The organism is Actinomadura violacea, from assembly GCF_017573465.1.
Classification (GTDB): Bacteria; Actinomycetota; Actinomycetes; order Streptosporangiales; family Streptosporangiaceae; genus Spirillospora; species Spirillospora violacea.
In genome coordinates this window covers 113,176-139,063 of the sequence record NZ_JAGEPF010000005.1, presented here as the reverse complement: position 1 = coordinate 139,063, position 25,888 = coordinate 113,176, and the positions used below count along the sequence as shown (strand labels likewise).

26 protein-coding genes are annotated in these 25,888 nt (G+C 72.2%); 12 read left to right on the top strand and 14 right to left on the bottom strand.

Translation table 11 applies throughout. From position 1 onward, the window contains the following. Positions 1-71 precede the first annotated feature (71 nt). The 7 genes from J4709_RS08385 to J4709_RS08355 all read left to right on the top strand — a co-directional run bounded on the left by J4709_RS08385 (position 72) and on the right by J4709_RS08355 (position 6,641). Entirely contained in the window at positions 72-983 is a 912-nt protein-coding gene (locus J4709_RS08385) for a TAXI family TRAP transporter solute-binding subunit (protein WP_208238801.1), read from the top strand. Between the two features lies 1 nt (position 984). Then, on the top strand, positions 985-1,950 hold the full coding sequence (locus J4709_RS08380; protein ID WP_208238799.1) for a hypothetical protein: 966 nt from the start codon (positions 985-987) through the stop codon (positions 1,948-1,950). Continuing rightward, positions 1,947-3,047 (top strand): alcohol dehydrogenase catalytic domain-containing protein, encoded by a 1,101-nt coding sequence (locus J4709_RS08375; protein WP_208238797.1) that lies wholly within the window; start codon positions 1,947-1,949, stop codon positions 3,045-3,047. The genes J4709_RS08380 and J4709_RS08375 overlap by 4 nt, the downstream gene beginning before the upstream one ends. Positions 3,048-3,178: 131 nt before the next feature. Then, complete coding sequence (locus tag J4709_RS08370) at positions 3,179-4,048, top strand: ABC transporter permease (RefSeq protein WP_208238795.1); 870 nt, start codon at positions 3,179-3,181, stop codon at positions 4,046-4,048. Then, positions 4,045-4,833, top strand: coding sequence for an ABC transporter permease (locus J4709_RS08365; protein ID WP_208238793.1), 789 nt, complete (start codon positions 4,045-4,047; stop codon positions 4,831-4,833). The genes J4709_RS08370 and J4709_RS08365 overlap by 4 nt, the downstream gene beginning before the upstream one ends. Continuing rightward, positions 4,830-5,603 (top strand): ABC transporter ATP-binding protein, encoded by a 774-nt coding sequence (locus J4709_RS08360; RefSeq protein WP_246342552.1) that lies wholly within the window; start codon positions 4,830-4,832, stop codon positions 5,601-5,603. Before J4709_RS08365 ends, J4709_RS08360 begins: the two co-directional genes overlap by 4 nt. 72 nt (positions 5,604-5,675) lie before the next feature. Next, on the top strand, positions 5,676-6,641 hold the full coding sequence (locus J4709_RS08355; RefSeq protein ID WP_208238791.1) for an ABC transporter substrate-binding protein: 966 nt from the start codon (positions 5,676-5,678) through the stop codon (positions 6,639-6,641). 43 nt (positions 6,642-6,684) lie between these two features. Here the strand turns inward: J4709_RS08355 and J4709_RS08350 are convergent, their stop codons facing one another. Both J4709_RS08350 and J4709_RS08345 read right to left on the bottom strand, forming a co-directional pair. Further along, positions 6,685-7,911, bottom strand: coding sequence for a PucR family transcriptional regulator (locus tag J4709_RS08350; RefSeq protein WP_208238789.1), 1,227 nt, complete (start codon positions 7,909-7,911; stop codon positions 6,685-6,687). An 83-nt stretch (positions 7,912-7,994) separates the two neighbouring features. Next, complete coding sequence (locus tag J4709_RS08345) at positions 7,995-8,846, bottom strand: alpha/beta hydrolase family protein (RefSeq protein ID WP_208238787.1); 852 nt, start codon at positions 8,844-8,846, stop codon at positions 7,995-7,997. Positions 8,847-8,968: 122 nt separating this feature from the next. Here J4709_RS08345 and J4709_RS08340 point away from each other — a divergent pair, with 122 nt between their 5' ends. Both J4709_RS08340 and J4709_RS08335 read left to right on the top strand, forming a co-directional pair. Next, a complete protein-coding gene (locus J4709_RS08340) occupies positions 8,969-10,123 on the top strand; it encodes a PucR family transcriptional regulator (protein WP_208238785.1) in 1,155 nt (384 codons plus the stop codon). Between the two features lie 436 nt (positions 10,124-10,559). Next, a complete protein-coding gene (locus J4709_RS08335; protein ID WP_208238783.1) occupies positions 10,560-11,927 on the top strand; it encodes a serine/threonine-protein kinase in 1,368 nt (455 codons plus the stop codon). Positions 11,928-11,945: 18 nt separating this feature from the next. On the opposite strand, the gene J4709_RS08330 is transcribed toward J4709_RS08335, so the two are convergent. Both J4709_RS08330 and J4709_RS08325 read right to left on the bottom strand, forming a co-directional pair. Continuing rightward, on the bottom strand, positions 11,946-12,290 hold the full coding sequence (locus J4709_RS08330) for a DoxX family protein (protein ID WP_208238781.1): 345 nt from the start codon (positions 12,288-12,290) through the stop codon (positions 11,946-11,948). 14 nt (positions 12,291-12,304) lie between these two features. After that, the gene (locus J4709_RS08325; RefSeq protein WP_208238779.1) at positions 12,305-13,510 is read right to left on the bottom strand and encodes an FAD-binding oxidoreductase; all 1,206 of its coding nucleotides are present in this window, start codon (positions 13,508-13,510) and stop codon (positions 12,305-12,307) included. A 249-nt stretch (positions 13,511-13,759) separates the two neighbouring features. Between J4709_RS08325 and J4709_RS08320 the strand changes: the two genes are divergently transcribed. From J4709_RS08320 to J4709_RS08310, 3 genes are all read left to right on the top strand, one after another. Continuing rightward, the gene (locus J4709_RS08320; RefSeq protein WP_208238777.1) at positions 13,760-14,176 is read left to right on the top strand and encodes a hypothetical protein; all 417 of its coding nucleotides are present in this window, start codon (positions 13,760-13,762) and stop codon (positions 14,174-14,176) included. A 200-nt stretch (positions 14,177-14,376) separates the two neighbouring features. After that, entirely contained in the window at positions 14,377-16,206 is a 1,830-nt protein-coding gene (locus tag J4709_RS08315) for a thiamine pyrophosphate-dependent enzyme (RefSeq protein WP_208238775.1), read from the top strand. Between the two features lie 103 nt (positions 16,207-16,309). Continuing rightward, complete coding sequence (locus J4709_RS08310) at positions 16,310-16,720, top strand: VOC family protein (protein WP_208238773.1); 411 nt, start codon at positions 16,310-16,312, stop codon at positions 16,718-16,720. A gap of 30 nt (positions 16,721-16,750) precedes the next feature. Here the strand turns inward: J4709_RS08310 and J4709_RS08305 are convergent, their stop codons facing one another. The 10 genes from J4709_RS08305 to J4709_RS08260 form a co-directional block, all read right to left on the bottom strand. Next, a complete protein-coding gene (locus J4709_RS08305) occupies positions 16,751-17,788 on the bottom strand; it encodes a cobalamin-independent methionine synthase II family protein (protein ID WP_208238771.1) in 1,038 nt (345 codons plus the stop codon). A 153-nt stretch (positions 17,789-17,941) separates the two neighbouring features. Next, positions 17,942-18,721, bottom strand: coding sequence for a hypothetical protein (locus J4709_RS08300; protein ID WP_208238769.1), 780 nt, complete (start codon positions 18,719-18,721; stop codon positions 17,942-17,944). 78 nt (positions 18,722-18,799) lie between these two features. Then, positions 18,800-19,372, bottom strand: coding sequence for a hypothetical protein (locus tag J4709_RS08295; RefSeq protein WP_208238767.1), 573 nt, complete (start codon positions 19,370-19,372; stop codon positions 18,800-18,802). Then, the gene (locus J4709_RS08290; RefSeq protein ID WP_208238765.1) at positions 19,369-20,007 is read right to left on the bottom strand and encodes an Rv1363c family protein; all 639 of its coding nucleotides are present in this window, start codon (positions 20,005-20,007) and stop codon (positions 19,369-19,371) included. The genes J4709_RS08295 and J4709_RS08290 overlap by 4 nt, the downstream gene beginning before the upstream one ends. Continuing rightward, positions 20,004-20,750, bottom strand: coding sequence for a hypothetical protein (locus tag J4709_RS08285; RefSeq protein WP_208238763.1), 747 nt, complete (start codon positions 20,748-20,750; stop codon positions 20,004-20,006). Before J4709_RS08285 ends, J4709_RS08290 begins: the two co-directional genes overlap by 4 nt. Further along, a complete protein-coding gene (locus tag J4709_RS08280) occupies positions 20,747-21,292 on the bottom strand; it encodes a hypothetical protein (protein WP_208238761.1) in 546 nt (181 codons plus the stop codon). Before J4709_RS08280 ends, J4709_RS08285 begins: the two co-directional genes overlap by 4 nt. Beyond that, the gene (locus tag J4709_RS08275; protein ID WP_208238759.1) at positions 21,289-22,530 is read right to left on the bottom strand and encodes an MCE family protein; all 1,242 of its coding nucleotides are present in this window, start codon (positions 22,528-22,530) and stop codon (positions 21,289-21,291) included. The genes J4709_RS08280 and J4709_RS08275 overlap by 4 nt, the downstream gene beginning before the upstream one ends. Then, positions 22,530-23,750 carry an MCE family protein gene (locus tag J4709_RS08270; protein WP_208238757.1) on the bottom strand — a complete coding sequence of 407 codons (1,221 nt, stop codon included), beginning with the start codon at positions 23,748-23,750 and terminating at the stop codon, positions 22,530-22,532. The genes J4709_RS08275 and J4709_RS08270 overlap by 1 nt, the downstream gene beginning before the upstream one ends. Continuing rightward, entirely contained in the window at positions 23,747-24,826 is a 1,080-nt protein-coding gene (locus tag J4709_RS08265; RefSeq protein WP_208238755.1) for an MCE family protein, read from the bottom strand. Before J4709_RS08265 ends, J4709_RS08270 begins: the two co-directional genes overlap by 4 nt. Then, the gene (locus J4709_RS08260; RefSeq protein WP_232383173.1) at positions 24,823-25,887 is read right to left on the bottom strand and encodes an MCE family protein; all 1,065 of its coding nucleotides are present in this window, start codon (positions 25,885-25,887) and stop codon (positions 24,823-24,825) included. The genes J4709_RS08265 and J4709_RS08260 overlap by 4 nt, the downstream gene beginning before the upstream one ends. Between the last annotated feature and the right edge of the window lies 1 nt (position 25,888).

Here is a 25,888-nt window from a genome sequence, read left to right as displayed (position 1 = left end):
CTCGATTTATAGGACACTAGTCACGGAATACAGGACGAGCTACTGTGTCGGGACCTTCGCAAGGAGACACAGTGGTCGATCTCAAGCTTCTCTGTCCTGGCGGCAACTTCACCAACGTCGGCGGCCTGCTCGCCCACGGCCTGGCCCGGGGCGGGCTGCCGCGCGGCTCGACGGTCTCGGCGGTCACCGGCACCCCCTACGCGGAACTGGCGTTCAACGGCCCTGACCTGGTCAGGGAGGGGCGCTACCAGGTCGCGATCACCACGCCGGCCTGGCATCTGGCGGGGCAGGAAGGGCTGCGGACGCTCGCCTGCTTCGCGCACGACGATCAGCTCGTGCTGGCGGTGCGCAAGGAGTTCGGCGTCGCGAGCCTGCACGACGTGCGCGAGCGGCGGCTGCCGCTGAAGATCTCCATGCCCACCAGGGAGTCGGGCCATCCCGCCGCGACCGCGCTGGAGCAGATCTTCTCCCTCTACGGGTTCACGGTCGCCGACCTGGAGTCGTGGGGCGGCCGCATCCTGCACGACCGGCCCAAGTACCCCAACCTGCCGGAGTCGGTGCCGGTCGATCCGTCCTTCGACGCGGTCTTCGACGAGGCGGTCATGACCTGGCGGTGGAAGCGGATCAGCGAGACCTACGACCTCGACTACCTGCCGATCGAGGAGGACGTCCTGGCCCGCTGCGCCGAGCTGGGAATGCGGCCGGGCGTCCTGCGGAAGGGGCGGCTGCGAGGCGTGGAGCGGGACGTTCCGGCGATCGACTTCTCCGGCTGGATCCTGTACTGCGCCGAGGACCTCCCGGACGACATCGTCCGCATGGTGCTGGAGGCGCTGGACGAGCAGAAGGACCAGATCTCCGCACGGTTCACCGGTCCGACCGCCGCGATGACCAGCCCGATCGACATGCGCAGCCTGCCGCTCGACCCGCCGGTGCCGCTGCACCCCGGGGCGGCGGCCTTCTACGAGGAGAAGGGATATCTCTGACATGGGCATCGTGCACGAACACCTCGACAGGTTCCCGTTCACCGAGCCGCCCATGGTGCTGGAGCGTCGGGAGGAGTTGCTGATCGGCGAGCCGCTGGCGATCCGAGCCCGCGCCCGGCGCGACCATGGCCCGCTGGAGGTCGTCCACTTCAGCCCCGAGTACGTCGACCGCGGCCGGACCCATCCCCAGGGCCTGTTCCAGAGCGATGCGCTGCGGATGGAGGTCCAGACGATGACGGGCCGGCAGGGGTTCTACCACCGCAACGCCGACGTGGAGGAGTTCTCCTACCAGGTGACCGGCCGCCGGGCGCTGATCACCGAACTCGGGACGATCACCCACACCGCCGGCGACTTCTCCCGCATCCCGACCGGCGTGGCGCACGACAACCTCGGCGAAGCGGACATCCACCTGCTCTTCTACAGTCCCGGACCGGTCGTCGAGCGCGTCCCCGCGACCCGGGTCGCCGGGTACCTGGAGACGCCGTTCCCCGGCTGGGAGCCGGCCGTCCAGAACGAGATGATCACCGAGATGCGGGGCGGGCAGGGCGAGGGGATCCATGTCGCGCCCGCCGACGAGCGGCTCCTCATCGACCGGGCCGGGCGCACCGACGACCGCATCCGCCTCGTGCGCTGCGGGCGGACGGCCTGGCTGTACGAGACGCCGCGGATCCTCATCGGGCAGGTCGTCGCCGAGGCGTCCGACGGGCGCGCCTACCGGCGCCACCTCGACGCCGACGAGATCCAGTACCAGGTGGAGGGGGTGCGGACCCTGGTGACGCAGCGCGGCGCGGTCGAACTCGTCCCGGGCGACCTGGTCCGCATCCCGCGCGGTGTCGCCTTCACCGGGGTCCATCGCGAACGCAGCGTCCACCTGGCGGTGGCCACGGCCGAGGCCATGCCGCAGGTGGCCGAGGCGACGAAGAAGGCCCGCGGCGTCACCCCGTCCGAACTCGAGGCGCTGCGATGACGGACATGCTCGCCGTCCGGGTCCGGGAGGGCTCGCTCGACCTGCATCTGGAGAAGGTGCCGGTGCCCGCGCTCGGGCCGCGCGACGTGCTGGTGCAGGTCGCCTCGGCGGGGCTCGCCCCCAGCATCGTCAAGCACCTGGCGCGCGGGCGGTTCACCCATCTGCCCGGCACGCCCGGGCACGAGGTGGCGGGCACGGTGGTCGACGCGGGGCCGGACGCCGCCCGGTCGCTGGTGGGGACGAGGGTCCGGGTGCATCCCATGCTGTCGTGCGGGTCGTGCCGGTACTGCACGACCGCGCGGCAGCAGATGTGCGCGCAGGCCGCGATGATCGGCAACGCCGCCTTCGGCACCGGTCCGATGGAGCTGTACGCCCGCTACCACGACGGCGGGCTCGCCGAGTACATCCGCGTCCCGGAAGGACTCGTCGATCCGCTGCCCGACCGTGTCGGGTTCGACGTGGCCGCGAAACTGCACGAACTCGGCAACGCCCATCGCGCGCTGAGCGAGGCCCGGCTCCCTCCGGGAGGACGCGTCGTGGTCACGGCGGCGACCGGCGCGATGGGCACCGCGACCGTCAAGCTGGCCGAGTCGTTCCACGTGGGCGAACTGGTCCTGGTCGGGAGATCCGCCGGGCGGCTGGAGGCGGTGCGGCCGCTGGCCGGCCCGGTGCCGGTCCGCATGGTCGCCCTGGAGGAACTCGGCCCCGACTGGGCGCGGACGGAAGAACTGACGGGCAGGCTGCGCGAACTGCTGCCCGACGGGGCGGACGCGGTCCTGGACTACCTGCCGGGCGGCCCCGGCACGGCGCAGGCGATGCAGTCGCTGGCGACCGGCGGGGCCCTGGTCCACATGGGCGGGAGCGGCGACCCGCTGCCGTTCCCCATCCGGGTCATCATGACGCGGTGCTGGAGGGTCGTCGGGACCCGCGGCTGCACGCGCGAGAACACCGCGGCGGTGCTCGACCTGCTGGCCGGCGGGCGGCTCGACGCCGACGAGCTGATCACGCACCGGTTCGCGCTGCGCGACGCCGCGGCGGCGATGGCGGCCGTCCTGCGGCGCGCCGAGCCGATGTGGATGGCGGTCGTCAACCCCTGAAACCCGCCCGGCGGGGACCCGGCCGGCGGCGGCGCCGGCCGGGCCGCCGGCATGCCGGAAAGCCGCGGCACGACACCCGAACGTCGTGTCTGATTTTTAGGACATAAGTCTTGACTTGCAGGACTGGCTCATTGAAACTCGCTGTGACCTGCAACACCTCGTGGGAGGAGCCTCCAACGTCCAGACAACAGAGCCCGGCGGCCGCCCTGAGGCGGTGGAGACCGGCGCACCCGATCGGGCCGAAGGCCCGCGCGGCATCGCGGGGCGTCATCGGTCTGGCCGCGCTGGCGGCGCTGCTGCAGACGCTGTCGTGGTGGGGGCCGCGCAAGTGGGGGGTCCCCGCCCTCGGCCGCCTCGCCTCCGAAGTCGGCGAGCTGGCCTCCGCGCACGGATTCCTGACGGCCGTGCTCGCCACGGTCGCGGCGGTCGCGCTGGCGGTCGCGTCCGGGCTGGTCGCGGCGATCGTCATCGGCCTCGCCTTCGGCACCAGCCGGCTCGCCCACCGCGCCTTCGGGCTTCCCTTCGAGATCCTGCGGCCCGTCCCCGCCGTCGCCTTCATCCCGCTGGCGATCCTGGCGCTCGGCCAGGGCCCCACCATGGAGGTGGCGGTCGGGGCCTTCGGCTGCTGGTGGCCGATGCTCTTCAACACCGTCTACGGCGTCGGCCAGGTCGACGCGCAGGCCCGCGACGCCGCCCGCGTCCTCGGCTGCGGCCGGCTCGCGCTCGTCACCAGGGTCGTCCTGCCCTCGATGCTGCCGTTCCTGCTGGCCGGCCTGCGCACCGCGGCGCCCCTCGCGCTGATCGTCGTCATCGGCGCCGAGTACCTCGCCTCGGCGGGGCACGGGCTCGGCGGCGTGCTGATCCAGGCGACCTCCACCGGCGACATCGACGTGCTGTGGGCCACCGCGGTGCTGACCGGGGTGCTCGGCATCGCGATCGGCGCGGTCGTCGCGCTGGCCGGCCGGCTCGCCTGCCCCTGGGCGACGGAGCGGACCCGATGAGGCGCGTCGCCGGCGCGCTGAGCGGCGTCTTCGTCATGGCCGCGATCCTCGCGGTGTGGCAGTGGCGGGCCACCGCGCGGCCGGTGTTCTTCCTGCCCGCGCCGTCGGCGATCTGGGACCGGCTGCGCGGCGACTGGCTGTCGGGGCCCGCTTCGCACCTGTTCGTCTCCGGAACCGCCTGGTCCGCGATCTCCCAGACCTTCCAGACAGCGATCGGCGGATGGCTCATCGCCTCCTGCGCGGGGATCGTCGCGGGCGCGGTGATCGGCGCGGTGCCCGCCGCCCGCGACTACACCGGCGCGCCGCTGCTCCTGCTGCGCAGCACTCCGCCGATCGTGGTGGTGCCGCTCTCGATCGCCGTCCTCGGCGTCGGCACCGCGATGCACCTGACCGTGGTCGTCTTCAGCTGCGTGTGGCCCGTCCTGCTCAACACCGCGTCGGGTGTGGCCGACATCGAACCGCTGCAGGTGGACGTGGCCCGGCTCAATCGGCTCGGGCCGGTCAGGCGCTTCTTCCGCGTCCTGCTCCCCGCCGCGAGCCCCAAGATGTTCGCCGGGCTGCGGGTCGCGATGTCCCTGGCCATCGTGCTGTCCGTCGGCTCGGAGATGTTCGCCGGCGCGGGCGGGCTCGGCGGCGCCGCACTGCAGGCGCAGAACACCTTCGACGTCCCGGCGCTGTGGGCGACCCTCGCCGTGCTGGCGCTGTTCGGCGTGCTGTTCAACGCCCTCTTCCTGGTCATCGAGAAATACGCCCTGCGGTGGCATGTTCTAAGGAGCACCCAGTGACGACCCCTCCCATCCTCGAGGTCAAGGGGCTGGAGCACCGCTACGGGGCCGGCGCCCGGTCGCACCAGGCGATCGCCGCGATCGACTTCGCGTTGCAGCCGACCCGGGCGATGTCCATCGTCGGCCCGTCCGGCGCGGGAAAGACGACCCTGCTGCGCTGCCTGACCGGCCTCATCGCGCCGACCGGCGGCACCGTCAGCTTCGAGGGCACGGCGATCCGCGGGATCCCCGAAGGCATCGGCGTGGTGTTCCAGGACTACAGCCGCTCCCTGTTCCCCTGGCTGAGCGTCGTCCGGAACGTGGAGTTCCCCCTGCGCAGCGCCGGGCTCGCCAGGACCGAACGGCACCGGCGCGCGCGCGAAGCGCTGTCGATGGTCGGGCTCTCGGACGCAGCCAAGAAGTACCCCTGGCAGCTGTCCGGCGGGATGCAGCAGCGCGTGGCGATCGCCCGGGCGCTGGTCACCGAGCCGCGCCTGCTGCTCATGGACGAGCCCTTCGCGTCGGTGGACGCCCAGACCCGCGCCGACCTGGAGGACCTGGTGCTGGCCATCCGCGCCGACACCGCCACCAGCATCGTCGTCGTCACCCACGACATCGACGAGAGCGTCTACCTCGCCGACACGGTGCTCGTGCTGTCCGGCAGCCCCTCGCACGTCATGGCCACCGTCGCCGTGGACCTCCCGTACCCCCGCGACCAGGTCGACACCAAGCGGCTCGACGACTACCTCGACACCCGCGCCAAGATCTACGACCTGATCCACAGCGGCTGACCCTCAGCAGCTGGAACAAGCAGCTCCCGCGTGCCCTCCGTCCACCCCATCAACGCACTTCCTGGAGCCGTCATGCGTTCTGTCCGCCATGCCCGCACCATCCCGGCCCTCATCGCCGCGGGCCTGCTGGCCGCCACCGGTTCGGCCTGCTCGTCCGGCTCGGCCTCCACCGGCTCCGGCGGCACGACCAAGCTGAAGATCCTGGTCTCGCCCCAGCCCAATGCCGCTCCCATCTACATCGCCAAGCAGAAAGGGCTGTTCGCCAAGCACGGCCTGGACGTGACCATCATGGCCGGCCAGTCGGGCTCGTCCATTGTCGCCGCGCTGCAATCCGGCGGGGCGAACATCGGCATGGTCAACTACGTCACGGTGTTCTCCGGCGCGTCCCACGGCCTGAAACTGAAGTTCGTCGCGCAGTCCCGGGTGGGGCAGGCCGGGGCCGACGGCATCTTCACCAAGAAGGGCAGCGCGATCCGCTCGATGGCGGACCTGAAGGGCAAGAAGATCGGTGTGCCCGGCACGGGTTCCGTCGCCGACCTGGTCACCGACCTGCGGCTCGCCGAGGCCGGCGTCGGGCCCAAGGACGTCAAGTACGTCCAGGTCCCGGTGCCGAACGCGCTGTCCTCGCTCGACAACGGCCAGGTCGACGCCTCCTGGCTCACCGGCACCCAGGAGAGCCGGGCCAGAACGGCGGGCAACCCCCGGATCATCGACGCATGGGCAGGAAGTGCCGGTGGATTCCCGATCGCCGGATGGGCAGGGACCGGCGCCTGGATCAACGGCCACCGCGCCGCCGTCAGCCAATTCCGAGCCGCATTGAACGAGGCTTCACAACTGGCCCAGAAGGACCCCGAGCTCGTCCGCGGCACGCTTCCCACGTTCATGCATCTGACCGCCGCCCAGGCGACGTCGATCGCCATTCCCACGACCTGGCCGGTCGACAATGACCCCGCCGCCATGAAACGCGTCTCCGACGCGATGACCAAGCTCGGATTCCTCGACAAGCCGATTCGGCCGGCGGACGTCCTGATGTCCTGACCCGTCCGGCCCGCGGGTCCGGAGCCGAGCGGTGCGCCTGGCGTCAATTGCGCGCGGTCCACGCGCGCAGCGCGAGATGGAACTCCAGGCGCTGCGCCGGGTCGTGCAGGTCGTCGCCGAACAGGGCCTCGAGCTGGCGGAGGCGGTACCGGACGGTCTGCGCGTGCACATGCATGCGGGCGGCGACCTCGGTCGGGCTGAAGTTGCTCTCGATGCAGGTCAGGAACGTCTCGGCCAGCTTGTCGCGGGCGTGCACGCGCGGCGACGACAGCAGCGGGCGGAGCTTGCGGTCCATCAGCAGCGACGTCAGCTCCGGCGACCGGCCGAGCATCGCCATCGGGATGTGGTCGGCGGCCGTGATCGGTGACGGTGCCTCGATGACGCCGTCCCGCGCGAGCGACAGCGTGCGCCACGCCAGCCGCAGCGACACGGCGCAGCGGGTCACCGGCACGGTCGGGCCGACCGACGCGCCCCACCCGGTCAGCGCGGTGTGCAGGGCCTGGCGGCGTCCCGGGCCGTCCGGGTCCGGGACGATCAGGCACGGGTCGTCGAGGTGGAGGCCGAGGAGGGCGTCCGGCGGCAGGACGTGCCGAGGGCCGGGGTCGCCGCGGGACTCCGACAGTGCGACGGCCGCCACCGTCCGCGGGACCGGCCAGTCGCATTCGGCGGCGAGGAACCGGATCCGCGGGAGCCCTGCGTCGCGTTCGATCAGCGCCTCCAGGAGTGCGCGCCGCTGCGCCTGGGCGCGTCCCGCCCGCAGGGCGCCGCTGTCGGCGTGGCCTCCGGCGGCCGCGGAGGCGAGCCGGTCGAGGTAGCCGAGCACCGCCTGCGTCACCCGCACGACGGCCGCCGCGGTGACGGGGCCGTCCAGGGACTCCGCCTCCTCCGTCAGCCGCTGGACGGCGACGCCCGCGCCGATCCTGAGCGCGCTCTGGAACATCTCCAGGCCGCGGCCCTCGCGCGCCTCCCCGGCACCGATCTCCCGGAAGTGCTCGGTGATGGCGGCGGACGGCAGGCCCGGATCACCGAGGAGGTCGACGAAATGGCCGATGGCCCATTCCGCCGTGAAGGAGAGCATCTCGCCGTACCGGGCGTCGTGGGCGCGCACATAGCCGGGCAGTTTGCGTTCGATCTCGCGGACGGCGTCCCGGGCGGCGTCCGGGACGCGCTTGTGCAGCCCGCCGAGCAGCCTGTCCCGGTCCGCGGTGCACACGTCCGAGGCGGGGAGGAGGGGCGCGTCGAGGACGGAGTCCCGGACCGGAGGCGACATGGCGCTCTTCTCCAAAAGTCGGCGGAAATGACGTCCGATGGTGGCGGCGACTGCCCGCAGGTATTGCCGGTCCGGCTGCGGGCCTACGACGCGGACACCTGCTGGGCTTTTGCGTTGCGCTCCACCTTCAGCCAAGTGGAACCGGAGCAGATCCCGCAGTCCGGGCCGTAGAACACCGAACGCGCCTGCCGGTCACCGGAGAGGTGGTAGCGGAACCACGCGGTGGTGATGCCGCGGAACTCGCCGCCGTCGCCGACGGTGGTGAAGTGCGTGGCGCCGGCGAGTTCGGCGAAGAAGGCGGGCACCTGCGTGGTGCGGGCGTAGAAGTCGTGAACCCAGGCGGGATCGACGATGGTGTCGTTCTGGCCGGCCAGGTAGAGCGCCGGCCCGTGGACGCCGGACGTGGTCGCCAGCGGCCCGGGCTGGATCGGGACGGTGGTGGTCACACGCTCGTCGGCGGACGCGTTGATCGCGCCGGCACCGCCCTGCGAGTGGCCTGCGGCGCCGATGTGGGCGAGGTCGACCCTGCCGTGGAAGGGGCTGCCCGCCTTGCCGTTCAGGACGGTGAGGCGGTCGATGCCCGCGCGCATCTCCTGCCCGGTGTTGGCGAAGGCGGTGTCGGCGGCGGCCACGATGAACCCGTAACTCGCCCAATGCCGCAGCAGGCCGTCGTACACCGGCGGCGTGGCGAACGTGCCGTTCCCCCAGATGATCACCGGGTAGGACGCCGTGCCCGCCGCGATGTCGCTCGGGTAATAGAACGTCGTGACGGCCTCGTTCTTCACCGACACCTGGTGGGGGCCCGGCCGGTCCCACTGGTCGGTGGTCGGTGCAGTAGAGGCGGGCGCGGTGGAGGCGGGCGCGGTGGCGTGCGCGGACGGGGCCGTGAGCAGCACGCCCGCCATGGCGGCGGCGAGCAGGAGGAAGCGGCGCATGAGAGCTCCTCGGGACGAAAGGGCCGCCGAAACGGTCCGGGGTGGCAAATGCACAACCTGCCACCTTCCAAGGCGCTTGTCTGTGCGCATCCGCGGCAATTCTGGCGTGGCAGAATTGGGCAATGTCCCGAACCGAGGACCGGATGACGGCGCGGCTGACCGAGATCACCCGCGCCGCCGTCGACCGCTGCGCCACCGAGATCCCGTTCTACCGGGCGCTGCCCCGCGACCTGCTCGACGGCGAGGTGCACCGCGCGTTCACCGAGACCACCCGGCTGATCGCCAAGACCCTCCGCGAGGAGCGCGCCCCGGACGCCGTCGAGCTGACCGAGATCATCGACTGGTCCGCGCGGCGCGCGGCGGACGGGCTGCCGCTGGACGCGGCCATCGCTGCCTACCTGGTCGCGTCGATGACCGAGTTCGAGCTGCTCTCCGAAGGGACCGACGCGCCCGAACTGCGCCGCTACGCCGTCCACACCCTCCGCTACCTCGCGAGCGTCCTGCCGGCGGTCGCCCTCGCCCACCTGCACGAGCAGCAGCAGATCGAGGGCCAGCGCCGCGACCTGCGCCGCGACCTGGTCGCCGCGCTGCTGTCCGGTGAACCCGCCGCCGAGCTGGCCGAGCAGTCGGGCATCACGCTCGCGCCGGGCTACCTCGTCGTGCTGCTGCGGCTGGCGCCCGCCGAGCCGGGCGAGCCCGACGTCCGCCGCACGGTCCGCCGCGTCCAGTCCGCGCTGGACGCCCACCAGCAGACCGACGTCCTGACCGCGCTCACCACCGACGGCGGGACGGTGCTGCTGCCCCGCGCACCGGACGCGTTCGAGCGGCTGCCCGCCCTGCTGTCCCGGATCGGCGCGGCGACCGCGCGTCCGGTCACCGCGGCCGCCGCCACCGCGGACACCCTCGGCGCCGTGCCCGACGCGCTCGCCGAGGCCGAGGACGTCGCCGCCCTCGCCCGCCGCCTCCACCTGCCGCCCGGCCTCTACCGGCTGGACGACGTCCTGGTCGAGTACCAGCTCGCCAGGCCGGGCCGTGCGCTGGCCCGCCTCGCCGCCAAGCTGGAGCCCCTCGCCGCCAACCCCGTCCTGCTGGAGACGGCGCGCACCTTCGTCCGGCACGGCCGCAACCGCAGCCGCACCGCCGCCGAGCTGCGGATCCACCGCAACACCCTCGACTACCGCCTCGGCAAGATCGCCAAACTCACCGGCCTCGACCTGAGCGACCCCGACGGTATGCGCATCCTCGACGCCGCCGTCACCGCCCGCGCCTTGCTCTGAAGGGCAGGGCCGCAGACATCGCCGGGTCGACGTCTCGCTAGTCGGACGCACTCCGCGGTTCGCTCGCGGGACCGGTCCCGCGGCGTCGCTCTTATGGTCTGTCCTCCTGAACGACGCACCGAACCCGCGAAGGGGCATGCCCATGCTGCGAAAGACAATGACAAGGCCGATATAACCGCCCGAAGCGGCACCGAGATCACGCTCCTCCGGCTCCTCGTCACGTTGTTTCGCTCTCCGGTGGAGCCGCGGTCCTTCGCTTGTCGCCCGCCTAGGTCCATTTCGCCGCTCAGTGCAGGCTGATCTACCCGAATTTAACGCTTCCTTGCGCGTCGAGACGCATTCAAAACCGCTCCGAACGCTCCGTGATCTAGCGGCGGGTCCTACGATCAATTCCCATCGGAAGTTTGGAGGATGCGTGCCGGAATCGTCGCCGCTCTTGCCCAGCGACCCCGAGAGCATCGGCCGCCACCGGCTGGAAGGCCGGCTCGGGGCCGGCGGCCAGGGCACCGTCTACCTGGGCCGGGACGAGGGGGAGCGGCGCACCGCGGTCAAGCTGCTGCACCCCCATCTGATCACCCACGAGGTGGCCCGCGCCCGCTTCCTGGCCGAGGTCGAGATCGCCAAACGGGTCGCCCCGTTCTGCACCGCCCAGGTCCTCGACAGCGGCGTGATCAACGCCCAGCCCTACATCGTCAGCGAATTCGTCGACGGGCCGTCCCTGCAGACCTCGGTCAGGCGGCACGGCCCGCGCGGCGACGCCGCGCTCGACCGGCTGGCGGTCAACACCGTGACCGCGCTGGCCGCCATCCACGACGGCGGAGTCGTCCACCGCGACTTCAAGCCCGGCAACGTCCTGCTCGGCCCCGACGGCCCGGTGGTGATCGACTTCGGCATCTCCCGCGCCCTGGACCTCAGCCAGTCGCTGACCAGCAGCCAGGTCGTCGGCACCCCCGGCTACATGGCCCCCGAGCACATCGACGGCCGGCCGGCCGGGCCCGCGGCGGACATGTTCGCCTGGGCGGCCGCCATGGTCTTCGCCGCCACCGGCAAGCGGGCCTTCGGCGGCACCTCCGCGTCCGCCGTCGCCCTGGCGGTCCTGCACAGCGAACCCGACCTGGACGGGCTGGAAGGCGACCTCGCCGAGATCGTCCGCTCCTGCCTGGTCAAAGACCCTGCCCAGCGTCCCACCGCGGTCGAGGTGAGCGACCTCCTGCGCGCTCTCCGCACCCCGAAGGTCACCGTCCCGCCCGCGCCGCCGCCCCTGCCCGCGCCGCCGGTCGCCACCCGCGAACGCCGCCGCCTCCGAATCGTGGCCGCCGTGACGACCCTCCTGGTAATCGGTGCCCTCACCTATTCCTTGGTTCCTGGATCGAGGAAGGGTGAGGCCTCGCGCCCTCAGCCTCACACTTCCTCGAGCGTTCCAAAAAGCCCTGCCCCGAAGTCGCCGAGGGCGACTCCGTCGAAACCTTCCCCCACTCCCAAGCGAACGGAGAGTGATAGGCCGAAAACGCCCCGACCGTCCGGCAGTCCGAAACAGCGAACCAGCGCCGAGCCGCCGGCCGCCCACAAGCCCCCTCCGGCGAGGCCGAGAAACCTCGGCACCCTCACCTCGCAGGACCAAGCGGATTACTGCAACTCGCACGGCTATCCCTATTCCGTGGCCCTCGGCGCCCAGGCCGCCTGCTCGAGGGACAGGGAGGGAAACGACGGGACGCTGGCCGACGCGACGACCGTCTGCCGCTGGAAGTACTCCGGCCGGCCGAACGTCCACGCGAACGGAATGGCGTGCATTTCGGACCCGTGAACCGGGGGATGGGCGGGGTCAGGCCAGGCTCAGGGACAGCGTGGCCACGACGGGGGCGAGGTACAGCAGCGGGAAGGCGACGGTCTTGTACGAGCGGGCCCGCAGCACGGTGATGGCGGCGCCGGCGAAGTACAGGATCAGGCCGATCCCGGCGGCGATGCCGATCGCGGGCACGGCCAGCCCGACCAGCAGGCCGATCGCGCCGGCGGCCTTGGTCGCGCCCAGCCAGGGCCACCAGGATTCGGGGACCCCGTACTCGACCAGCGCTTCGGTGACGAAGTCGGCCTTGCGCAGCAGCGAGAAGCCGGAGAAGCCGACCCAGGCGGCGGTGAGCACGGCGACGACGGAGTAGACGGTGGACATGGGAGTTCTCCCTTTCATTGGTGGACGGGGAAGTTGGCGCGGAGCACCCGGTGCGGGTCGCGCGTGTCCTTGATGTGGCGGAGCCGGGTGAGGGTCGGTGGCGGGAAGGCGTGGGCGGCGGATTCGCCGGGGGCGAGGAAGGTGTAGGGCTTGCGGCCGCTGACATGCGGGCCGAGCCCGGCAGGGATCACTGGCCCCGTGACCAGCAGATACGGCTCGGCCAAGGTGCCGCCTGCGCCGCGTGCGGGATCGGCTTCGGCCAAGGCCCCCGCCAGGTGGCGAAGGTGCAAGGGCGGGGGCGCGGACGCAAGGAGGTCCAAGACCTGGTCGTTGAGGCCGGTGAGTAGTTCTGCGCGGAACGGTGAGCGGCGGGTCCGCACACCGGCGTCGGCGAGAGCCGCGGGGACGGGGTCGCCGGCCAGGGAGCCGCCGAGCCGCTCCAACGGCGCCAGCAGATCTCGGGCATCGTCGACGCGGCCCAGATGGGTGACCTCGACCGCGACGGTGGTGCGGCTGCGGGTGACCCACAGCGACAGTTCCCGTGGTGCGGTCGCGGTGATCTGCCGGAAGGCGCGCAACACCTCGCCGGTGCGGGCGGCCGGCCAGAGGATCCGCCCGCCGTGCAGATGCGGGATCGGTAGCAGGTCCAGTTCGATGCCGGTGATGACGGCGAAGTCTCCGCCGCCGCCGCGCAGCGCCCAGAACAGTTCGGGGTCGGTGCCGGCGGTGACACGCGCCGCACGGCCGTCGGCGCCCACGACCTCCAGGGCGCGCACCGAGTCCGACGCCCACCCGTGCCCGCGGCTGAACCGCGACAGTCCGCCGCCGGCCATGAACCCGGCCACGCTCACCGTCGCGGAACTACCGGACGGCCCGGTCAGACCGTGCCTGGCCGCCTCCGCCAGCACCCGGTCCCACCGGGCGCCGGCCTCTACCCGGGCGGTGCGGCGGGCGGGGTCCACCTCGACGCGGTCCATCAGGCCGGTCCGCAGCAGGATCACGCCGGCGACATCGCCGGACGCGCCGTGCCCGCTGGGCTGCACCGAGATCGTCAGACCCGCGTCCGCGGCGTAGCGCACCAGGTCCGCCACCTCGGCGGCGTCCGCCGCTTCGACGACCGCGATCACCGGCTGCCGGATCCCGGCCGCCCATGGCGTCGCCGCCTCCCCGAATCCCGCGTCACCGGGAAGGAGAACGTTCCTAACGCGTGTGTCCCTCACAGCACCCGAGTCTGGAACGAGCCGTTAATACATCCGCGATGCGTTCGCTATGCACTCGCGCCCGGTCATGAGCACGCGCCCGATGGGCGTCCAGCAGGCCGGCGGTTCTCGGCGTTCGGCGACCGCCGTGCGGGCGGCGTTATGAGCGCTCGCAGTGGCGTTGACCTGGGGTTTTGGCAACGGCTGCGCGGTTTCGCCGGCGCCGCGGCGGGGAGTCGGGCGGTTATGAACAAAACCAGCATTTCGACCATGGCGGGCGCCGTGCTTCTGGCGGCCGGTGCCCTGCTCCCCGTCGAGACGGTCGACGCCGCTCACGCCTCCCTGAGCCCGAGCCCGCACTCGACCGGTTCGAGTCACACGAACGGCAGCCCTTCGGCCCAGGCCCAGACCGTGACCGCGACCCTGGCGGACGACTCCATGCAGCTGTCCACGACCACCTTCACGCCGGGCGCGTACTCCTTCGCCGTGAAGAACACCGGCAAGGCCGAGCACGCGCTCGCCATCTCCGGCCCCGGGATCAGCGGCACCAAGAAAACCGCGACGCTCTCCCCGGGCTCCACCGCCGACCTCAAGGTCACCCTGAAGTCCGGCACCCACAAGCTGTGGTCGCCGGCCGGCAACGACCAGGCCCAGGGCCTGAAGAAGGAGATCACCGTCAGCGGCTGACACCCGCGCGACGGCGGCGGGCGAGCCGGCGGGACCGCTCGCCGCCCCGGTGCGGCCGCCGGCGGCTCTCCGTTGTAATGACCCTGGTGTCACCACGGTGAGTGGCCCGGACCGATGCGGGTAGGGGCGCGGAACATGGGACGGAACCGCGGGCCTGTCGGGCCTCAGCGGCCGGCAGGCGAGAGCGAAAGCGGCGTCGGATGAGCGAGCGGTCCACGAAGGCGGAGAGCAGGACGACCTCGGATCTGGTGGTCGAGCGTTTGCTGGAGTGGGGCGTCGACACCTGCTTCGGGATCTGCGGCGACCAGGTCAACGGGTTCTTCGAGGCGCTGCGCACCCATCCGCGGATGCGGTTCGTGCATGTCCGGCACGAGGAGAACGCGGCGCTGGCGTGCGTGGGGTACGCCAAGTTCACCGGCAGGCCCGCGGCGTGCGCGGCGACCGCCGGGCCCGGCGCCGTCCACCTGCTCAACGGCCTGTACGACGCCCGCGTCGACGGCGCGCCGGTCATCGCCGTCACCGGCCTGTCCTACCACGACACGATCGGCGCTCACTTCCTGCAGGACCTGCCCTCGGACCGGCTGCTGGAGCACGCCTGCATGTTCTCCGAGCGGATCATGGGTCCCGAGCACGCCCTGCCGGCGACCGATCTGGCGGTGCGCAGCGCGTTGATGAACCGCGGCCCCTCGCACCTGGCCATCCCGATCGACGTGCAGTCCGTCGCGCTCGGCGACGACACCCCGTCGCCCAAGAACGTCCCCGGTCATCTCTCGCTCGCCCCGCAGCCGTTCACCGTCGTCCCGCCCGAGGACCAGGTGCGGGCGGCGGCGGAGCTCCTCAACGCCTGCGAGCGGGTCGCGATCTGCGCCGGGGCGGGAGCCCGGGGCGCCGGCGACGAACTGGAGCAGGTGGCCGAGGTGCTCGGCGCGCCGATCGTCAAGGCCGGGCTGGGCAAGGACTGCGTGCCCGACGACAGCCCCTTCACCACCGGCGGCATGGGTCTCATCGGCACCCGCGCCTCCCATGAGGCGTTCGAGACCTGCGACGGCTTCCTGATCGTCGGGTCGTCCACGCCCTACTACGAGTTCTGGCCCGAGCCCGGGCAGGCGCGCGGGGTGCAGATCGACCTCAACGCCGACCGCATCGCCATGCGCTACCCCGTCGAGGTCGGCCTGGTCGGCCACGCGAAGAACGTCCTGGAACGGCTGCTGCCGCTGCTGGACCGCAAGACCGACCGGTCCTTCCTGGAGCGCGCGCAGGCGTCCTATCGGCGGTGGTGGGAACTGATCGGTGAGCAGGCCGCGAGTTCGGGCACTCCGCTGCGTCCGCAGGTGGTGACGTGGGAGCTGTCCAAAGCGCTGCCGGACGGGGCGATCGTCACCGGGGACGCGGGCACCGTGACCGCCTGGGGCGGCCGGCTGCGGCTGCGCCAGGGGATGCAGTACTCCTTCTCCGGCACCCTGTGCAGCATGGGTTCGGCGGTGCCGTACGCGATCGGGGCCCAATGCGCCTATCCCGACCGGCCCGTGATCGCCTTCACCGGTGACGGCTCGATGAGCATGGGCATGGGGGAGCTCGCCACCCTCGCCCAGTACGGACTGCCGATCAAGGTGGTCGTCCTGCGCAACGACTCCCTCGCCTTGGAGGTGTGGGAGCAGACGGCGCTGCTGAGCAACCCCCAGATGGCCTGCGAGCTGCACCCGATCGACTTCGCCGCCGTCGCCCGCGCGTGCGGCCTTCGCGCGTTCCGCATCGACGAACCCGGCCAGGCGGCCGAGGTGTTCGCCGAGGCGATGGCGGCCGACGGGCCGTGCCTGATCGAAGCGGTCACCGACCCGTATGAAGCGCCGTTCGGCGAGAGCCTGCAGCCGGCGCACGCCCAGCACATGGCTCAGGCGTTCGGCAAGGGCGAGCCCGCCGCCCCGGAGATGGCCCGCAATCTGCTCCAGGAGAACCGCGTCGCCCAGTCCCCGGCCCTGCAAGAGCACTACGACGAACTGGCCCGCTACACCCGGAACCCGCAGGGCTGAGCGGTCGAGGGGACCGGCGACCGGCGCGGCGGCGGCCACATTCCGCCACGTCCGAGGGCCGGCGGCGGGCCCGGCTCCCGTGATCTTGTGACAAGATCACGGGATGCTGCGACTCACCGACTTCATCATCGACTGCCCGGACACGATGAAGCTGGCGGCGTTCTACTCCGAGGTGACGGGACGCCCCATCAAGGACGGCAGCCACGAGGACTGGGCCGGGATCCAGTTCGGCGAGATCGAGCTGGCCTTCATCCGGGTGGACGACTACCGCGCGCCGCACTGGCCCGACACCGAGCACCCCAAGCAGTTCCACCTCGACTTCGAAGTGGACGACGTCGAGTCCGAGCAGCGCCGCGTCGTCGGCCTCGGCGCGACCCTGCAGCGGGACTTCATCGGCCCCGAGGGCTACGGCTGGCGGATCTTCACCGACCCGATCGGCCACCCCTTCTGCCTGTGCCACAACAAGGGCGTCGTCTGGACCGACGAAGGCCCCGTCTGGCCCAAGCGGGGCTAGCTCCAAGCGGGACCGGGCGGGGCGGGCCCGTCACAGGCCCAGCTGCCCGGCGGCCATCGCCGTGCCCTGGACGCGGGCGGCGATCTTCGCGAACGCGGTCTCCCGCGACGTGGAGGTGTCGTCGGCGAAGGGGGCGAAGCCGCAGTCGTCGCAGGTGCCGAGACGGTCGGCGGGAAGATGCCGCGCGGCGGCCAGGACCCGGTCGCGGACCTGTTCCGGGGTCTCGACGGCCGGGTCGATCGGGTCGATGACGCCGATGAAGGCGCGGGCGCCGGCCGGGAGGTGGCCGGCGACGACGCTCAGGACGCGGTCGGGGTCGCTCTCACCGGCCATCTGCAGGTAGAAGACACCGGCGTTGAGCTGGAACAGCCTGGGCAGCAGCGCGGCGTAGTCGACGTCGAGGCTGTGCGTGGAGTCCAGGTCCGCGCCCGGGCAGGTGTGCACGCCGATCCGGGCGCGCTCCTCGCCGGAGAAGCGCTCCAGCACCCGGTTGTTGAGCGCGACGAAGTTCTCCAGCAGGCCGCCGGACGGGTCCAGCTTGAGCGCCAGCCGCGCTTCGGTGAAGTCGACCTGCACGACGTGCGCGCCGGCGTCCAGGCAGGAGCGGATGTCGGCTTCGGCCTCGCCGGCCAGGTCGTCGAGGAACGCCTCACGCGGGTAGCCGTCGAGGCCGTCGGCCGGATACAGCAGGCTCAGCATTGACGGGGCGATCACCGCCTGCTTGACGGGCACGCTCGCATGGCGCTGGGCCGCCCGCAGGTACTCCTCGGCGCGGCGGGCGTAGCGGAACGGCCCTTCGGTCAGCCGCGGCAGCTGCCGCTGGTGACCGTCGGCGAACGGGATCACCGGACCGTCGGGGGCGAGGGCCGTCAGCCCCTCGACCGGGTAGGTGGCGAAGCTCGGCTTGGACTGCTCGCCGTCGGACACCACCGGCGAGCCGAGTTCCTGCAGGCGCTGGACGGTGTCTTGGACGGCTCGTTCCGCGGCGGCCGCCCGCTCCGACGGGGAGGCGCCCGTCAGCTCGGCCGGGCGCGGGATGCTGCCGATGGGTTCTGTGGGTATGGGCATGCGGCGAGGCTATGTTCACTCAAAGCAGTCGTACAGTTACTTTCAGTAATCAAAGCTCTTTCGCCGCCGCCAGAGGCAAGTGCGGAAGGCCGGGCCTGTGCAAGGCAGGGGCGTGCCTCGCACAGGCCCGGCCGTCCGGCGCCGGTACCGCGGTTACGGGAGGTTGAGGTAGCTCTTGTAGCTGGCGTACTCGTTGTAGATCATCGTGTTCTTGCCCGCGGCCGCGGGGACTCCGGCCTGGCTGTCGACGATGGCGTTGACCAGGCCGAAGTTGAGCAGGCAGCCGGTGGCGTGGCCGACGGCGAAGCTGTTGTCGACGTTGGTGAGCTTGAGGACGTAGGGGTCGAGGGACACCACCTGCGGCGGGGACCCGCTGATCGGGCCGTTCGGGGCCGGCGGGTTCGTCGTCCCGGTGATGAGGTGCAGGTCGATCGGGGAGGAGTCCGAACCGATCGTGCAGCTCCCGCCGAGGAACGGGTTGGTGAGGTTGATCTTGAGCTTCATGTCGATGTTGTAGTTGTCGATCGCGAACCCGCCGACGTACACCGGCTTGGCGTAGACGGCGGTCAGGATCGGGTCGCCGAAGATGCCGGGGCGGACGAGCATCTTGCTCGCCTGCAGCTTGCCGAAGATGGTGGAGGTGTTGCCGTCGGCGTCGAAGCCCTGCGCGAACGTGATGGTGATGGGGCTGGTGAGCTGCTGGTCGAACTTGCCGACCTTGAACTCGCCGGAGGTGACGACGGCGACGAAGCAGCTCCAGTCCGACCGGTCGGCCCCCGACGGCAGCTTCGGGCAGTTGCTGTAGTCGAAGTTCGGGACCGGGTCCGCGGCCTGCGCCGGGGCGGCGCTCGCCGGGGTGATGGAGAGGGCGGCGAGGGCGGTGCCGAGCACGGCGGTGCCGAGTGCCGCGACGATGCGTCTGATCGGTTTCACGTGTGGCCCTTTCCAGGTGGGGGGATGGTGGGCTACCGGCGGAACCGGACCTGCGGGCGGGTCCGGAGGCTTGGCGTGCTAGGTGAAGGTGTCGATGCGGCCGATCTTCCAGGTGTCCTTGATCCGCTCGGCGTGGACGAGGATCACGGTCCCCGAGGACGGCTGCGAGCCGCCGGCCGAGGTGGTGGAGCGCTGGTCGGCGTAGACGAGGACGCGGGCCTGCCCGTCCCGCAGGCTGGTGACGCCGCTGTGCGTGACCGTCGTGGTCAGGATCGCCTTCTGCTTGTCGGCCGCCTGCCGCGTCGGGGTGAACATCTTGCCGTACTGGCTGCGTCCCGCCGGCGTCAGGGAGAGCCGCACGGCCGTGTCGGTGCGTCCCGGGTCGAGGTAGTTGTAGGAGAACAGGGCGCTGATCGCCTGCGTGACCTGGCCGTTGACGTCGGCCGTCGCGGCGGCGTCGACCAGCGCGGTCCCGGTGCGCGGCGGCGCGGTGCCTCCGGCATGCCACATCGCCGCGCCGTAGGCGCACAGGGCCGCCGCGACGGCCGGTGCCGCGAGCCGCCGGGCGGCCGCCATGCGCCGGGCGCCGGCCGCGGGCCGGCGTGCGCGCTTGACGGCCCGCCTCAGGGCTGTGGTGGTCGCGCTGGTCATTCTCCGCCTCCCGCGGACGAGAGCGTGGACATCTTCCATCCGGCCGGTGTGCGGGACAGCTGGCCGATGAGGCGGCTGATGGCGGCGCCGCCCTTCCCGCCGGACTTGGTCACGGTGACCCGCACGGTCGCCAGCACGGCCGCCTTCCCGGCCCGCCGGTCGAACTCGGTGACCGCGACCGCGAGGACGGAGGCGCTGCTGACGGTCTTGTCCTTGGCGGCCTCGGCCTCCAGTTGGGCGCGACCGCTCGTGATCTGTGCGTACAGGGTGCCGGTCGCGGAGTTCTGCCAGCGGTCCAGGTCCGCGGCGGTGGTCCGGTAGTCGAGCGTGTTCAGGTTGATGACGTCCTGTGTCGCCGCGGCGGCGACCTGGTCCCGCAGCGCGGCTTCACGGCCGGTGGTTTCGTCCCTGCCGACGTACCGCCACGTGGCGGCGCCCGCGAACAGCGCGGCCGCGGTCACGGCGACCAGACCCACGATGGTGATCGTCCTTCTCCCGGGCCGCGGACGGGCCCTGGCCGCGGGCTTGGAGGCGGTTTTGCCGGTGCCGGTGTCCTTGCCGGTGTCCTTCGGCTCGTCGTCGGCGGCCGAGGTCGCGGTGTCGGTCGCGGTGCCGTCCACGGCGTCGGTGGTCATGATCGCTCCTTCATGGCGGACGCGAGGCCGCTGATCAGCCATTGGGCACGGGACTTCTTCGCGGTGACCACCAGGGCGGTGGACGCGGTGCCCTGCTTCTGGCCCGGGCGCGAGCTGACCTGGTCGAGGAAGACCAGCAGCGTCGCGGTGTCGCGGTCCAAGGTGATGACCGCGGTACGGGTGACGCGGGTGGTCACGGTGAGGTGCTGGCGCGGGGCCTCGACCATCACGCGCTTCATGAGCGACTGGTACTGGGCGGCGGCGGCGCCGGTGAGCCCGCGGTCGGCCGCCTGCCGGGTCGTGTCGAGGCTGTCGGCGCTGTAGGAGAAGACGGCGGGCAGGGTGGCGGTGACCTCGCCGGTGACGGAGGCGCGGATCCGGTCCTGCCGGGCCGTGGCGCGGGTGTCGTCACCGGTCGCGGTCGCCCGGGCGGCGGTCCCGCCCGCGGCGAGGCCGGCCAGGACCGCGAGGACGAGCGCCCACCGTCTGGCTCTCGGTGACCTTTTCGCGGCCGCCTTGCGCGGCTTGTCCCGGCGCGGGCGTTCGCGTGCCTTGGCGTCGCCGGCCTTGGTGTCGCTCGTTTCGGCGCCGTCGGCCTCGGCCACGCCCGTCTCGGTGCCGTCAGCCTCGGTGCCGTCAGCCTCGGTGCCGGTCGCCTCGGTGTCGCCGGCCGTCTCGGCCTCGGCGGCTTCGGCCTCGGCGGCCTTCGTCCCGTGGTCTGCGGCCGTGTCGTGGGTGGTCATGGCGCTCCCGTTCCGGGCGTGGGCGGGCTGAACGCCGTCAGCGACGACAGCTTCCAGCCGTGCGCGGTGTGGTGGAGGGTGGCCTGGTAGCGGCGCGCCTCGTCCGGCGCGCTCGGTGTCAGGTGGACGATGACGGCGGCGATGACCGAGGCGTCGCTGACGGTGCCGTGGTAGTCGGTGACGCCGACCGAGGTGACGTGGCCCGCGGCCTTGAGGCGCCCGGCGGCGAGCTTGGCGATGCCGGCCTTCTGGTCGCGGGCGAGCTGGTCGTGCAGGGTCCCGGTGCTGGAGTCCAGCCACCGCCGCCAGGTGCCGGCCGCGTCGGCGGGGTCGGCCGAGGTGAGGACGGTGAGCTGCCGGGTGGCCTGCGCGGTGACCTGGGCGCGTCCGTCGGCGTCGCTCGTGGAGCCGTGCCGCAGGTGCAGGCCCGGCGCCCAGGTCAGGGACGCGTAGGCCAGCGCCGCTGCCGCCGCCGCGGCCGTCGCCGCCGCCAGGCCGGTCCGTGCGGCCGGCCGGGCCGGAACGAGGAGTCTCGTGGTCATCGGTCGGCTCCGCCCGGAAGCAGCAGTGCGGCCATGTCTCCTCCTGGGACGGGTGGCGTGGCGGGCAGGCTGAGCGCGCCGGGGAACGCCGCGGTGGCGGCGGCCTGGAGCGCGCCGCCGGGGGAGGCGGGCTGCGGGACGCCGTGGTGGGGGGCGTTCGCCGAGCCGCGGACGTTGACGCCGGACGAGGCGGGCAGGTCGCAGCGGGCCCCGGTGTTGAGGGCCGGCGCGTGCGACACGTCGAGGCCGTCGCGGTAGGGCGTCCCGCCGTAGCCCGTGACGCAGGGCAGCGGGTTGAAGAAGGTGTTCACCGTGCCGAGGTTGATGGTGCCGTCGCGGGTGATGGTGACGCCCACCGCGGCGAGGGCCGGCAGGTCGGCCAGCAGATGGCCGAGCTCGGCGGTGCGCGGCGCGGCGATGCGCGACCCCGTCGTCAGGTTGGCGAGCAGCACCGACAGGTCCGGGCCGGACTCGCGCAGCAGCCGGGAGATCTGGAGTCCGGCGGGCGGCGCGGCGGTGATGAGGGTGCGCAGGTCGGCGTCGGAGTCGCGCAGCCGCCGGGCGAGCAGCGCCGAGTTGGCGGCGAAGCTTTTCAGCGCGCCGGCCTCCTGGTTCTGGGTGGCCAGGACGACGTTGCCGTTCTGGATCAGCGCGAGGGTGTCGTCGAAGTGCGCGTCGGCGGTCGCGGTGAACGACGCGGACTTGTCCAGCAGCGCCTGCAGGTCGGGGCCCTGCCCGGTGAACGCGACGCCGAGTTCGGTGACGACGGTGCGCAGGCTGGTGAGCGGGACGGACGCGGCGAGGTCGTTGACGGCCTGGAGCGTCTCGGTGACCGGCGCCGGCGTGCTGGCGGCGATGACGGAGCCGCCGTGCAGGTAGGGGCCGCCGTCCCGGCGCGGCCGCAGGTCGATGTACTGCTCGCCCACGGCGGACCGGTTCGCGACGGCTGCCGTCAGGTCGGACGGCAGCCGCGTCCCGTGGTCGATGTGCAGGTCGGCGCGGACGGTGGAGCCGTGCAGGCGGATCCCGCCGACCTTCCCGACCTCGATGCCCCGGTAGGTGACCGAGGAGCCGGGGAACAGGCCGCCGGTCTGGGCGAGGTCGGCGTGGACGGTGTAGTAGCCGCTCATCCCGACGTACCGTCCGAGGTCGGCGTAGTGGACGGCGATGTACCCGGTGACCAGCACGGCCAGCAGCGCGAACACGACCAGCTTGATGCGGGTGGCGATGGTGAGCATCAGTGCCCCCCGAGGGTGGCGAGGATGCCCTGCGGGCCGGGCGACTCGGCGGCGGGCCCCTGGGGCGCGGGGCTCCCGGGGCCGGGGAGCGTCGGCCCGGTGAGCGAGGGCGCGGCCGCCTTGGAGTTCGGGTCGAAGGGCCGGGTGCAGCCGGCGGCGGGCAGGGGCAGGGACAGCGCGCGCGCCCGCGCGGACGTCTCGGTGGTCGGGGGCGGGTCGATGGGGACGGTCGGCTGGAGCGGGCAGAAGCCCTTGGCCGCGGTGATCGTGGCGTACACGTTGATGTAGTCGCCCTTGATGTCGTGCGTCACCTGGTCGGTGTAGGGGAAGGTCAGCAGCACTTGCAGGGAGGCGGGCAGGTCGTCGCCGGTGTCGGCGAGCTTGCGCAGGGTCGGGGCGAGGCCGTGCAGGTCGGCGATGATGTCGTCGTGGCTGTCCCGGGTCACCTTCACCGCCACCTTCGACAGCTTGTCCAGCGCGCCGAGCATGGTGACGAGCTGGCCGCGCTGCTCCTCCAGCACCTTCAGGCCGGGGGTGAGGTCGGTCAGGATCCCCGCGACCTGCGGATCGCGGGCGGCCACGGTGCTCGACAGCCGGTCGAGGCCGTCGAGCGCGGCGACGATCTGCGCGCGGTGCGAGTCGAGGTCGCCGCTGAGGGTGGACAGCCGGGTCAGCGCCTCCCTGACCTCGTCCTGCCTGCCGCCGAGGGCCTTGTTCATCTCTTTGACGATGGTGTTGATCTGGGTGAGGCCGCCGCCGTTGAGCAGCATCGACAGCGCGCCGAGCACCTCCTCCACCTCCGGGTTGCGGGAGGTGCGCTCCACCGGGATGACGGCTCGGTCGGCGAGCCGGCCGGCCGGCGGCTCGCCCTTGGGCGCGGCCAGCTCGACGTACTTCTCGCCGAGCAGCGACGACTGCTCCAGATGCGCCTCGGCGTTGGCCGGCAGCCGGACCCGCCCGTTGACCAGCAGGGTGACGTCGGCCGTCCAGGAGCCGCGGGGCAGGGTGATCTTCCCGACCCGGCCGACGGTCACGCCGTTGGCCTTGACCGCGGCCTGCGGGACCAGGTCGAGCACCGTGGTGAAGCGGGCGTGCACGGTGTAGGGGTGGGCGCCGAGGTCGGCGCCGCCGGGCAGGGTGATGTCCTGCACGCCGATCCCGCACCCGGTGGTGAGGAGCCCGGCGAGCAGGAGCACCGCGGTGAACTTCGGACGGGTCATGGCCGGCCTCCGGCTGCGGGGAGCGGCAGCGGGAGCGGCGAGCCGCCCGCCTTAGCTGCGGGCCCGCACGCGCCCGGTGCAGCGGTGCCGCACAGCGGGCCGGGACCGCGCCGCCCGTAGGCCGCGGTGACCTCCAGCAGGTTCGCGCGCGCCATGAGCGTCCCGGTCAGCGGGTCGTAGGCGTTCAGGGCGTTGGAGGCGGCGACCGGCGCGGTGTCCAGGGCCTCGGCGAGCGCCGCGCGCCGGTCGGTGATGGTCCGGGTGAGCTTGGCGAGCTTGTCGACGTCCTTCTTCAGCAGCGCCCGGTTCCCGGAAATGAACACCTTCACCCTGGCCAGTCCGGCGGACAGCTCGGAGAGGGTGGAGGCCAGCTCGTCGCGGTCGTCGGCGAGGAACGACGACACCGTCGCCAGCTGCTGCTCGGCGGTGCGGACCTGGTGGTCGTTGTCGGCGAGCATCCCGGAGAAGTCCGCGAGGTTGTGCACGGTGCCGAACAGGTCGTCGCCGCTGCCGTCCAGCGTCCTGAACAGCTTCGACAGCGCCTCGACGGTGTCGTTGAGCTTCTTGCCGTTGCCCTTGAGGTTCGCGGCGCCGACGCCGATCGCCTGGGACAGGGCCCCGTCGGGGTTGTACTTGCCGTTGGGGGCGAGGTCGCGGCTGAACGCGCGGACGGCGTCGTAGAGCTGGTCGAGTTCCAGCGGAACGGCGGTCCGGTCGGTGTCGAGCACGGTTCCGCCGGTGAGCGTCGCGCCCGTGGTGTAGGCCGGGGCGAGCTGGATGTACCGGTCGCTCACCAGCGACGGCGCGACGATGATGGCGCGGGCGCCGGCGGGGATCCTCACGCCGTGGTCGACGGTCATGGTGACCTTCACCCGCGGCCCCCGCGGGGTGACCGAATCGACGTGGCCGACGCTCACCCCGAGGACGCGGACGCTGGACTTGGGGAAAACGCCGATGCCGCTGGTGAACCACGCGGTGATCCGGGTGCCGGGCGGGCGCTGCGAGAGGGCGACGGCCAGCGCGGCGGCGAGCAGCGCGGCGAACAGCATCGACAGGACGGGGCTCCGGCGGATCATCGGCCGCCTGCCCGGGGCGGAAGGCAGGTGCTCGGCGGCGTGTACGCCGATCCGGACCCGGTGACGTAGTCGGGGGGCACGGCGCCGCACAGGTATCCGTCGACCCACCGGCCGTTGCCGGCGGCGTTGTTGAACAGGCGGATGTAGGTGCCCGTGAGCGACAGCGCCCGGTCGAGGTCGCTTTGGTTTCGGGTGAGCACGTCGGTGACCTTGTCGAGGTGGGTGAGGGCGGAGTGCAGGTCGGTGTCGTTGTCGTCGACGAGGTGGCGGAGCTGCTCGCCGAGCTCGGCGGCGCCGGTGAGCAGCGCGTGGATCGCCTGGCGGCGCCTGGTCAGCTCGGCGAGCAGCAGGTTGCCGTCCTTGAGCAGCGACTCGAACTGGGAGTTCTGCGACACGAGGGTGGACGAGAGCCGCTTGGTCCCGGCCAGCAGGTCGGCGAGCTGGGCGTCGCGCGAGGAGATGGACGTGGACAGGGCCGACAGCCCGTCGAGGGCCTTGCCGACGCTGGGCGGGGTGTTGGTGAAGGTCCGCGACAGCACGGTGAGGGACTCGGCGATCTTGCCGGTGTCGAGCCGGCCGAGGGTGCCGCCGAGGTCGTTGAACGCCTGCATCACGTCGTAGGGCGCCACGGTCCGCGACAGCGGGATCGGCGTCCCCGGATCCTGCTCGGTCCTGCCGAGCGGGTCGAGCGCCAGGAACTTCCCGCCGAGCAGCGTCTTGATCATGATGGTGGCGGTGGTGCGGTCCCCGATCCAGGTCTTCCTGACCCGGAAGGAGACCCGCACCTTCGGGCCGTCCAGGCGGACCCCGGTGACCTTGCCGACCTTCACGCCGGCGACGCGGACCTCCTGCCCCGACTTCAGCCCGGCGGCCTCGGAGAAGTAGGCGGTGTAACCGGTGCCGCCGCCGATGACGGGCAGGTCGTCGGCGTTGGCGGCGGCCGCCAGCAGGCCGATGATGAGCAGGATCGCGACGAACGCGACGGCGATGGGGTTGCGTTCGCGGACGGGCTTCCAGCGCAGCCGCAGCGGCGCCCTCCCCGGCTTCCCCGGGGTCTTCATC